Below are 11,687 nucleotides of genomic sequence, written 5' to 3' on the forward strand. Positions count from 1 at the left end.
AGCATGACAAACGTAATTACATCACCGCTGAAAGTGGTAACTGTGACCCTTAACCCTGCACTGGATTTGACCGGAAGCCTAGAGGCATTGAACGTTGGAACGGTGAACTTGATTGACAGGGGCAGTTTGCATCCTGCGGGTAAAGGGGTGAATGTGGCAAAGGTATTGGCTGAGTTAGGGGCTGATGTCACGGTGACGGGCTTACTCGGTGCCGATAACCAAGAACCTTTCTGCCAACTATTTGAACAGCTTGGTGCGCATGACGCATTTGTCCGAGTCCCAGGCGCTAGCCGAATCAATGTGAAGTTGGTTGAAGGCTGTGGGCGTGTCAGTGATATTAACTTCCCGGGTGTCGCTGTGAGCAGTGCTGACATTGCCGCGTTTGAAAAACAGTTATTTGCTTTGGCTGAATCTCATGACGTGTTTGTGATTGCCGGAAGTCTGCCGCAGGGTATCTCGCCAGAGCTGTGTGCCGAATGGGTTGGGACATTGCAAGAGCAAGGTAAGAAAGTTTTCTTTGACAGTAGCAAGGCTGCATTGGCCGCAGGACTTGAAGCCGCACCATGGTTGGTAAAGCCGAATGATGAAGAGTTGGCTGACTGGGTTGGCCATAAGCTGGATAGCCACGAGGATATGATGGCAGTGGCCGAGCAGCTAGTAGGCAAGGGGATTGCGAACGTCGTAGTGTCGTTAGGGGCTGATGGAGTGATGTGGCTTAACGATGAGGGCTGGCTACGTTCACAGCCGCCAAAAATGGAGGTCGTCAGTACAGTGGGAGCCGGTGACACCTTGGTGGCAGGGCTGTGTTGGGGGCAACTGAATAACTGGAGTAAGCAAGGGACGTTGAGTTTTGCGACAGCGTTATCTGCTTTGGCGGTTAGCCAAGTTGGGGTAGGCGTCGAAGATATTCGTCAGGTGCTGAAGATACAAGAAAGTGTCCAGCTAAATAGCGTGAAGAGCTGAGGGTATTGAAATGAAAATTGCAGTTATCACCGCGTGCCCAAGTGGCATTGCCAATAGCATTATCGCGGCGGGATTAATCGAAAAAGCAGCGGCGGCTTTGAGCTGGACGGCTGAGATTGAGTGCCAGTCGTCAGTTGTGCCGGTTAAGTCTCTGTCGACGTCTGCGATTGAAAACGCTGATTGCATTGTTATCGCAGCAAACACCCCGGTTGATACCACGCGGTTTGTTGGTAAGCGTGTTTATCAATCTGACATTGGCTCACTGCTGTCAGATCCTAACCAGTATCTTGAGCACGCTGTTGCCGAGGCGACGGAGCTTAAGCAGCCAACAGTGGCCATTGCTACTGAAAATTCTTCTGGTATTAAGAAAATTGTGGCTATTACGGCTTGCCCAACGGGGGTTGCTCATACTTTCATGGCAGCCGAAGCGCTGGAAGAAGAAGCCAAGCGTCAGGGACACCAGATCAAAGTGGAGACCCGTGGTTCGGTGGGTGCCAAGAATCAGTTGAGTGCAGAAGAAATTGCCGCTGCTGATTTAGTGATTATCGCAGCCGACATCGAAGTGGATCTGTCCCGCTTCAATGGTAAGAAACTTTACAAAACCAGCACAGGGTTGGCACTGAAGAAAACGGCTGACGAAATAGAGAAAGCTTTTGCAACGGCACCTGTTTACCAACATCAAGCAGGTAACAGTGCCAGTGAAGGGGAGCCAAAGAAAGAGAAAACGGGCGCGTATAAACACTTGATGACCGGTGTTTCCCATATGCTTCCATTGGTTGTTGCTGGCGGTTTGTCAATTGCATTGTCTTTCGTGTTCGGTATCGAGGCCTTTAAGGAAGAAGGTACGCTGGCTGCTGCATTGATGACCATTGGCGGCGGTTCGGCCTTTGCCCTGATGATCCCTGTTCTGGCTGGTTTTATTGCATTTTCAATTGCGGATCGCCCGGGGTTGGCGCCAGGCTTGATTGGCGGCATGCTGGCGAGTTCGACTGGGGCTGGTTTCTTAGGCGGTATCGTGGCTGGCTTCCTTGCGGGTTACAGTGCCAAGTGGATTGCCAATAATGTGTCGCTTCCACAATCAATGGAAGCGCTAAAGCCGATTTTGATTATTCCATTGGCGGCGAGCTTGATTACGGGTCTTATCATGATTTATATCGTGGGTGGTCCGGTATCTTCGGCGATGACGGCGCTAACGACATTCTTGAATAATATGGGATCGGCCAATGCTGTACTACTGGGTATTATTCTTGGTTGTATGATGTGTTTCGATCTGGGTGGTCCGGTAAACAAAGCCGCTTATACGTTTGGCGTTGGCCTGCTTGCTTCTCAAACCTACGCACCAATGGCTGCGGTTATGGCGGCAGGTATGGTGCCGGCGCTGGGTATGGGATTGGCTACATTCCTTGCCAAACGCAAGTTTAACGCAAGCGAAGGTGAAGCGGGTAAGGCATCGTTTGTGTTGGGTTTGTGCTTTATCTCTGAAGGCGCAATTCCGTTTGCAGCCCGTGATCCAATGCGAGTGATCCCATGTTGTATGGCTGGTGGCGCACTAACAGGGGCATTGTCAATGTTGTTTGGGGCGAAACTGATGGCACCACACGGCGGTTTGTTTGTGCTACTTATTCCAAATGCGATCACGCCAGTGATGCTGTATCTGGTTGCGATTGCTGCCGGTACATTGGTGACGGGGATTTCATACGCAGTATTGAAAAAATCAGACCAAGAGCAATTGGCCACCGCATAATCATTTTGTCGAAATGAGATGAAATAAAAGAAGCCCCAGCATTATTTTGCTGGGGCTTATGCCACCGCTGCCTACAGAATTTTGATGTATGCCCCTAGTCATAGAATGACTAGCAGAGTAACTTCCCCCTAGTGCACAAAGTGCAAAGCACGTACTCCGAATGTGACTTACTGTTATTATATGTAGGCGTTCCATGCGTTAAATAAAGCGCTATTTTTATTATCATTCCCAAGTTGGTTTATGTTATAGTTATTTATATTATTTTTCTTCTGCTGCTAACAACAGATCTTCCCCATCAATAATTAGTAAATACGATTTCCCTATATCTAAATCACAAATATCGACTGAGTTTGCAGAGAGATATAATTCTCCAGAACAGTTTTCAATCGTCATATGTGGTGAAAATTTACCTGCTTTAACCTCCATTGTTGATATGGCTGATGAGATGATTTGCACCCATGTATCGCTAATTGTAAAAATGCGAATTCTATATTTATCCTCAATAGGGGAGGGCTGCTCAGTGTTGGTTGATAAGGTAATATCATCCCCGTCATCCCAAGCGATAGCCCATAATTTTTCTTTATCATTGAGGATAATATCGTCTGATTCAGCCTGTGTGGTTTGGCTATTGGTATCGCTAATACCGACATTGATCTCCATCGGAGAAGGCGATGTCCAACTGATGCCATGATAGCTTGTATCATCTGATAATGTTGTAGCAACTTTGTTGCCGTCATCAAATAATTCAATATTGTCGTTGTTTTCTTTTATATAGAAATCGATTGATTGATCTGTGATATTAATAAGATCAATTCCTATTTTTCTTACACTAATTTCATCCATTGTACTAATGTCAGGTCTTGGTGTGTTATCAGAGTCACTTCCGCAACCTATTAACATTACAGATGCAATTAAACTTAGCGCTGGCCTAATCATCTTAGGAACCTCGTTATTATTATCTCAAGCTCAAATTAAGCATATTTCAATAATGGAAACTTTTTTAGCTAATAACAGGGAGAAAAATATGGAATTAATAAGTGACTGAAAGGATGTGATTTTTTTGCTCTCAGTATTGAGATTATGTCTAAGGTTGAGGGAGTGAATAGGGAAAAATGTACCTGCTGACGTGAGACAGTATCTCGTGTTTGTCTCGCCACAATGTTGGGCTTGTCTATGGCCTATAGAAAAAATTACCGCCGTGAGTGCGGCGGTAATAGCAAGGAAACGCAGGTGTTTTAACATCGACTACTCTAAGGCAGTTTTGATGGAGTGTAGGGCTTATCGCATTTTTCGGTGTTTCGATAATCTCTTATCGTTTATCCCGTTACTGATAAGTCTAGATCCCAAACGCTTAATATCCTAGTAAAATTAATTACTTATAAATGTGATCTGTCTCCAGCGGGATATGTGAGGTAGTTCAAGCCTTTCATGAGTACTACATGCAAAATGCGTGTCCTCGCCGTGACTTATTTTTTTGATAAAACGATAGTTATTTGGAGGGAACAGAAAAAGGCCACGTTATGGTGGCCTTGGGTATGAGTATTTACTCGTTAATCACCTTGAGAATAAGTCCTTCTTTTCCTGCAAGGGTAATGGTGAATTCACCGTTTTTGGCAATCCACTCGTCGTGAGTGAGTAAATCGATCAGGACTGCGTCTTTCATGCCGAGTTGCCATACGGGGATAGTGACTTCGCGGGCATGGGGATGGTTGTTGAGCAGGCAGATCACCTGATCGTCACCAAGGTGTCGGGCAAAGGCAAGTTGCTGGTGGTTGGCGTATAGCCATTGCATGCTACCCGTCTGCAAAGCGGGTTCGTTCCGACGAATGGTGATGAGTTGCTGGATATAATCGAAGAGTGGATGTTTCGATTTATTACCTTCGATGCGCTCCCAAGGGAAGCAACGGCGGTTGTCAGGATCTTGTCCGCCTTCAAGTCCGACTTCGGTGCCGTAGTAAACACATGGCGTACCGACATAAGTAAATAGCATTTGCAGGGCAAGCCGCATGGTGTCATTGTCACCTTCGAGCATGGTCAGAAAACGCATGGTGTCATGGCTGTCGAGCTGGTTTAGCTGAGCCAACTGATTGAGCCACGGTATCTTGCTGCGTGCTTCATTGAGCCACTGAACGAGATCGGCTGCATCAATTTGGCAACTGTGATAGGCGATATCTTTATTGGCGAAGAAGGCGCGGATCGGATGTGCAAAACCATAGTAGTTCATGGCTCCGTCTTCCTGATCGCCTTGTAGCCATTGGGTTGCCTCGAAAAAGTGTTCGCCTAATACAAAGCAGTCGGGGTTTGTCTGTTTCGCTGCGTCACGAAATGCCTTCACATAATGGGCATTGTTAGTGGCGCCTGCACCTTCGCCCAGCATATGGATAACATCAAATCGCCATCCGTCAATATTGTAAGGAGGGCGTAGCCAGTATTTTATGACCGCCTCATCGCCCGCATAAATATAGTCTTGCACTTCAGGATTTGAAAAATTGAGCTTGGGTAGCGTTGCAATGCCATTCCAGCCTACGTAGTCGTTGCTGTTGTCTGAAAACTGGTAGTAATTGCGGTAGACAGAGTGCGGGTTGCCATAGGCGCCGGCAACGTCTGTTTGCTTGCCATACATATCGAACCAAGGGTGGTTAACCGAGGTGTGGTTGTAAACGGCATCCAGCATTATTTTCATACCACGCTGGTGGATATCCTCAACCATTGTTGCAAACTGAGCATTGGTACCCAAGTGCGGGTCGATTTGGCGGTAGTCAGTGGTGTCGTATTTATGATTGCTTGGTGCAGTGAATATAGGGTTAAGGTAGAGCGCAGTGACTCCAAGATTTTGAAGATAATCCAATTTATCGTGGATACCTTGTAGATCGCCGCCGAAGAATTCGTTGGGGCCGTTTTGGCCATGTGGTGAAACATAGTCTCCCCACTGCTTGGCAATGGTCGGGCGGGTGTCGCCTCGAAGGCAGTACTCGTCGCTGGTTACGCTGATGTTGGGGTCGCCATTATTGAAGCGGTCGGGGAAAATTTGATAGAACACCTGCTGTTTTATCCAAGCGGGTGGTTGGTCGTGGCGGTTGTATTTGAAGTGCGCCTCGCGGCCCGGAATGCGAGGGCTGATCCCTTGACTATGCAACCACCATTGGCGTTGTGACAGCATGACTTTAAAGCAGTAATGGGTGATTGGCTGGTCTTGGTTCAAGGGAAGTTGACCATGCCAATATTGTAATCGTCCGAGCTTGTTACCGCGTTCCATTTCAATGAGCTTTTCTTCATTATCGGGTTCACAGCGAATAAAAAGCGCAGCGATGGGGCTATCGGTATCGCTGACCATTGTTAAATTAAGCGAATGCTCGCAGACATCAACCCAGAATGGATCCTGACCATGATAAAGATAAGGCACATTCATCATTGTTTTAATCGTCCCTTAGTTGGATATGAGGTGAATGCCTACCTTACTGTGTTTGCGTTGTTAGAAAATCCTCCCACTTCAAACTTTAATGGCGTAGTAGGGGGCGTAGATGTGCGATGAGTCGAGAAAGCGATGGGCAAACGTGATAACACCTCATTCATGATCGCTAATGGAATGAAATATAAAGAAAAGATTTATGAGTTTGAACGATGTCATTACGGTGTAAAATGATTAAAAGCCATTCTTGTTTAAATTGAACACCGACTATTAGGTTGATAGGCAATTTCTTTTTGGCGCAGAGGCATGCTGTCAACCAGTTCGGTAATGTAAGGCCAGTTGGTCTGCTCGCCCCAACGGTGTTTCTCCTGCCCATCTTTACCGATTAAAATGGCAGTGTGGCTATCGCCATTAATATCGTATTTGGCACTGAGGATGGCAATGTCTTCGGCACTAAACAAGTTGGCAGGCTTGTTGTAGCCATCTTGAGTGATAACAACAATTTGAATATCCCGCTCTTGCAGTAAGCAGTTGTTCATCAGGGTTTCTTTGACAAAGGTTTTTACATGGTGATCGTTCTCTGGAGCAAAGAACAGAATGCTGCGATGATTCCAATGAATAGAATCAAGTGGGTAGGCAACTGACATATTGCTGTTTACTGTGAGAAAGAGACTGAAACATAACATAATAGCTTTTAGCATAGGTTTATCTCCCTACCAAAATTGCCGAATACGAGGCAACTGGTGATAGGTAAGTTGCGTTATTAACTAACGACTATCCTGTCTAAAAGGATCATGTACGCGCTGTCTTTTATGGTTGTGCTGTTATTTGGGTATAAGTATAGCTCTAGCTTCCACATTCGGAAGCTAGGCGATTGATGTGCTGAAGCCTATGCTCAGGAGACGGTGTATTTAGACAGATGGGCGGCAACGTAGTCTATAAAGACTCTCAGCCTGGCGGGCATGAATTTGGTTTGAGCAAATTGCAGGGCAATGTCGCCTTGATAGTTCCCTTTTATGGTCCAGTCATCGAGAACAGGGAGAACATCACCGCTAGCCAGTGCTTTTTTGATTACAAAATCGGGGAAGATCCCGATTCCTAGTCCGTCCATAACGCCACGCAACCGCATTTGCGAATGGTTAACGGCATACCGGCCATGAACGGGGACAGTGTGTATCTCATCGTCTTTGACGAATTCCCAGATATGATCGGTGGTTGTTTCACCAAGATACAGGCAATCGTGCTGATACAGGTCGGTCGGCTGCTCTGGCATCCCGCGTTGGGCTATGTAATCGGGGCTGGCGCACAAGCTCAGGCTGACTTTGCCCAAGTGTTTCAGTACCAGTCCTTCGGTTGGCTTTTCGGTGAGCCTGAATACCACATCAATTCCTTCGGAAATCAAATCGATATCACCGTCCCTTGCTTTTAGCTTGAGTTGAATATCAGGGTATTGGGTCAAGAATGGCAGCACCATTGGTTGTAGAACAATGCTTAGAAAAGCCTTTGGGGCAGCAATGGTTAGTGAGCCAGACGGCGTTACATGCTCAGAACTGGTGAACTCGACAATTTGCCTGGTTGCTTCATGCAGAGCCGCACACTGGTTGTAAATTCCTTTGCCTGATTCAGTGATCACCAACTTGCGCGTAGTACGCTCCAAAAGCTTGGCTGACAGCGTTTGTTCTAGCCGTGATAGCTGTTTGCTCAGGGCTGAAGGCGTCACTCCTAGTTTTTTGGCTGCAGCGGTAAAACTACCTTCGTCGACAACTATTTTGAAAACCGCCAGCTCCGGCATCAGGGCAATGAGTCTATTTGTGTCCATAATTCACGAGTCCTTTTCCGGGAGAGGGGATAATAGTCTGAAAGCGCATGGAATAGAATGGTGAAACTACCTGTAAAAGTCACAATTTACAGTTATATCACCTAATCTATAAATAGAAATATTGCGAAATAATTAGCATTGCTGGTTATTTACACTGTTCGTCGTTTCGGCCAGCAGTGGAAAAGATAATATTGTGAGGAACATCATGTCTGCTGCATTCTACGATCAGATCAATCAGCAATTAGAAGAAGTAAAAGCTGAAGGTCTATACAAATCAGAACGTATCATTACTTCAGCGCAGAAAGCTGCGGTATCGATTAATACTGGCGAAGAAGTGCTGAACTTCTGTGCCAATAACTACTTAGGCCTTGCCAACCACCCCGCGCTTATTGAAGCTGCGAAAGAGGGGATGGATACCCACGGTTTCGGTATGGCATCTGTGCGCTTCATTTGCGGTACTCAGGATTCACACAAAGAACTTGAGCGCAAGCTATCTAATTTCCTTGGTATGGAAGACACGATTCTGTATACCTCGTGCTTCGATGCCAACGCTGGCCTGTTTGAAACATTGCTAGGTGCAGAAGACGCGATCATTTCCGATGCGCTGAACCATGCCTCTATTATCGATGGCGTACGCCTATGTAAGGCGATGCGTTTCCGCTATTCCAACAACAACATGGAAGAGCTCGAGCAGCAACTGATTGCGGCTAACGAAGCTGGTGCGCGTCATAAACTGATTGTGACAGACGGTGTGTTCTCAATGGATGGCGTAGTTGCCAACCTGCCAGCGATTTGCGATTTGGCCGACAAATACGATGCGTTGGTTATGGTTGATGACTCTCACGCTGTGGGCTTCATGGGCGCGAATGGTCGCGGTACGCATGAATATCACAACGTGATTGACCGTATCGATATCATTACCGGTACATTGGGCAAAGCAATGGGCGGTGCTTCAGGCGGTTACACTGCAGCTAAGAAAGAGGTGATTGACTGGCTGCGTCAGCGTTCACGTCCATACTTGTTCTCTAACTCTGTGGCTCCTGCGATTGTTTCTGCATCACTGCGCGTTCTTGATCTGCTTGAGGAAAGCGGTGCGCTACGCGATCAATTGTGGGATAACGCTGCACACTTCCGTACACGTATGGAAGACGCGGGTTTCACAATGGGTGGTGCTGATCACGCGATCATTCCAATTATGTTGGGTGATGCGAAAGTTGCCGCAGAATTTGCCGAGCGCTCACTGGCGAAAGGCATCTACGTAGTTGGCTTCTCGTTCCCGGTTGTGCCAAAAGGCCAAGCGCGTATTCGTACCCAGATGTCAGCGGCCCACAGCCGTGAGCAGCTGGACAAAGCGATCGATGCGTTCATCGAAGTTGGCAAGGACATGGGCATTATCTAAGTATCTGAATATGGCTAACGCTACCATCTTCTTCTAGTTTTCGGCCCAAATAGAAGGGCAAAGAGACAAGCCCGCTCTAGATATTAAACGGGTGAAAGGGCGGTGGTAGCGATGCATTCAATGTTGTTGTCAGATATTGTTACGTAGTGGAAAAAATGATGAAAATTAAAGCACTATCAAAGCTAAAACCAGAACAAGGCATTTGGATGACAGAAGTGGACAAGCCAGAGCTTGGCCATAATGACCTGTTGATCCGCATTAAGAAGACCGCGATCTGTGGTACTGATGTTCATATCTATAACTGGGATGAGTGGTCGCAGAAGACAATTCCAGTACCAATGGTTGTAGGCCATGAGTACGTGGGTGAAGTCGTTGGCATTGGTCAGGAAGTACGTGGTTTCGCTCTTGGCGATCGCGTTTCAGGTGAAGGTCATATTACCTGTGGTCACTGTCGTAACTGTCGTGGCGGTCGTACGCACTTGTGCCGTAACACCATTGGTGTGGGCGTAAACCGTGAAGGTGCGTTTGCTGAGTACTTGGTGATTCCTGCTTACAACGCATTTAAGATCCCAGAAGGTATTTCTGATGATTTGGCGTCTATCTTCGACCCGTTTGGTAATGCGGTACACACAGCACTGTCTTTCGACCTTGTTGGCGAAGATGTACTGATCACTGGTGCAGGCCCAATCGGTATTATGGCTGCGGCTGTTGCTAAACACGTTGGTGCTCGCCATGTAGTGATCACCGATGTAAACGAGTACCGTTTGGATCTTGCCCGTAAAATGGGCGTGACCCGTGCAGTTAACGTTGCTGAAGAGAAGCTGGAAAACGTGATGGCTGAGCTTGGCATGACGGAAGGCTTCGATGTGGGCCTTGAGATGTCCGGCGTACCGTCAGCGTTCAACAGCATGCTTTCTTGCATGAATCACGGCGGTAAGATTGCGCTGCTGGGTATTCCGCCATCAGACATGGGTATCGATTGGACTCAGGTGATCTTCAAAGGCTTGGTCATCAAGGGTATCTACGGTCGTGAAATGTTCGAAACGTGGTACAAGATGGCGTCACTGATCCAATCAGGTTTGGATCTGACCCCAATCATCACACACCACTACAAGATTGATGACTTCCAGCAGGGCTTCGATGTGATGCGCTCTGGCCTGTCAGGCAAAGTGATTCTTGATTGGGAATGACTTCCAGTTATACAGAATAAGTACATAAATGAGAAACGGGCCGAAAGGCCCGTTTTTTTGTGCTTGAATTTCGTGTTGTACCAACGGCTATACTTTTGTTGCTTCTTGTTTGGTTGTTTAGCTCTGTATTAGCGCTATGCGTAATGTTGCACAATAATGGCGTAGTGTTATTGAACCGCTCAGTTAACGGATAAATGTTACGAACAATTGGCAATAAATCTTTTATGAAGAATAAGTAATAAGGTTGGATAAAAACCTTAGAGTAAAATTCTTACAAGACCTATGACTAAATGGATGTTCAAATTAGTGGTAATCTGAGGAGTTAATACCAATTATCTTGCTTATATTGACCATAGCAATACGAGTCTAATACAAACTGGCCATTTACTGTTGATCGACAGCGATATTGTGAACTCCCTGGTAAATAATCCCATGCAGCATCGTAATTGCAGTATGAACCATTGCATGAGATGCTTGAACTTCCACTGTTTGAGCTATGTGCGGCACCATAAGCGATTAAAACGATACCAGCAATAGCAACTGGCAGCATGATAGTATTAAAAACGCTAAATTCTTCACCATAGTCTAGGTCTTCTTCACCTGTATAGAGGTTATGTGTTGTTGTACATCCAGAACAAAGAGTCAGTATTATAAGGCTAATAATAATTTTATTAAATTTATTCATGAGTGATAAGTATGGTAATGAGACTGAGTGCATTTATACTCTTTTATTATTGTATATCAAGTTAATTGTATAGATGATGAGTTTCAATTATTTTAAAATAAATATAATTTGATTAATTTTAATTGCTAAGATGAATTATAAATATTGATATTTTTTGTAACTTACTATTTATAATTGCTGATCTAAGGTTCTTCGAAAGCGATTCTGTGTTAAGTTATTGATTAATAATGATATTATTACCTTCTTTGTTAAGGGTTGCACAGGTATGATGTGATGGCATTTAAATGAATTATAAGTGTATATAAATCAATTGATAGTATATTTTTGAAAGTTATCTTCTTTTGTTGTTGTAAATTAACGTATCAATGAGATGTACTACAAGTAGGTGATAAATCTATAAAGAAAACTATTCGACGAGAGCATTGATTGTGAGAAGTATTAATCAATTTGATGATTATGATTTTATCTTTATTATATT

Annotated in this window: 9 protein-coding genes; 4 read left to right on the forward strand and 5 right to left on the reverse strand. The window is 45.5% G+C overall.

Features of this window, described 5'->3' with window-relative positions; translation table 11 throughout:
* The first annotated feature begins 3 nt into the window (after positions 1–3).
* Both pfkB and fruA read left to right on the forward strand, forming a co-directional pair.
* Positions 4–963, forward strand: coding sequence for a 1-phosphofructokinase (pfkB, locus tag ABT56_RS06295; RefSeq protein ID WP_047878008.1), 960 nt, complete (start codon positions 4–6; stop codon positions 961–963).
* 10 nt (positions 964–973) lie between these two features.
* The gene (gene fruA / locus ABT56_RS06300; RefSeq protein ID WP_047878009.1) at positions 974–2,707 is read left to right on the forward strand and encodes a PTS fructose transporter subunit IIBC; all 1,734 of its coding nucleotides are present in this window, start codon (positions 974–976) and stop codon (positions 2,705–2,707) included.
* A 258-nt stretch (positions 2,708–2,965) separates the two neighbouring features.
* Here the strand turns inward: fruA and ABT56_RS06305 are convergent, their stop codons facing one another.
* From ABT56_RS06305 to ABT56_RS06320, 4 genes are all read right to left on the reverse strand, one after another.
* Positions 2,966–3,643 carry a hypothetical protein gene (locus tag ABT56_RS06305; protein ID WP_157037786.1) on the reverse strand — a complete coding sequence of 226 codons (678 nt, stop codon included), beginning with the start codon at positions 3,641–3,643 and terminating at the stop codon, positions 2,966–2,968.
* Between the two features lie 607 nt (positions 3,644–4,250).
* Positions 4,251–6,116, reverse strand: coding sequence for a maltodextrin glucosidase (gene malZ / locus ABT56_RS06310; protein ID WP_047878163.1), 1,866 nt, complete (start codon positions 6,114–6,116; stop codon positions 4,251–4,253).
* A gap of 251 nt (positions 6,117–6,367) precedes the next feature.
* Entirely contained in the window at positions 6,368–6,817 is a 450-nt protein-coding gene (locus tag ABT56_RS06315; protein WP_240478261.1) for a DUF4174 domain-containing protein, read from the reverse strand.
* Between the two features lie 194 nt (positions 6,818–7,011).
* Entirely contained in the window at positions 7,012–7,935 is a 924-nt protein-coding gene (locus tag ABT56_RS06320; protein ID WP_047878011.1) for a LysR family transcriptional regulator, read from the reverse strand.
* 205 nt (positions 7,936–8,140) lie between these two features.
* Between ABT56_RS06320 and ABT56_RS06325 the strand changes: the two genes are divergently transcribed.
* Positions 8,141–9,334: a glycine C-acetyltransferase gene (locus ABT56_RS06325; protein ID WP_047878012.1), complete on the forward strand. Its 1,194-nt coding sequence runs from the start codon at positions 8,141–8,143 to the stop codon at positions 9,332–9,334.
* A gap of 158 nt (positions 9,335–9,492) precedes the next feature.
* Complete coding sequence (gene tdh, locus ABT56_RS06330; RefSeq protein ID WP_047878013.1) at positions 9,493–10,524, forward strand: L-threonine 3-dehydrogenase; 1,032 nt, start codon at positions 9,493–9,495, stop codon at positions 10,522–10,524.
* A 322-nt stretch (positions 10,525–10,846) separates the two neighbouring features.
* Here the strand turns inward: tdh and ABT56_RS23865 are convergent, their stop codons facing one another.
* Positions 10,847–11,242, reverse strand: a complete 396-nt coding sequence (locus ABT56_RS23865; protein WP_157037787.1) for a hypothetical protein — start codon at positions 11,240–11,242, stop codon at positions 10,847–10,849.
* Positions 11,243–11,687: the final 445 nt, after the last annotated feature.

It is taken from the genome of Photobacterium aquae, assembly GCF_001029445.1.
Lineage (GTDB): Bacteria > Pseudomonadota > Gammaproteobacteria > Enterobacterales > Vibrionaceae > Photobacterium > Photobacterium aquae.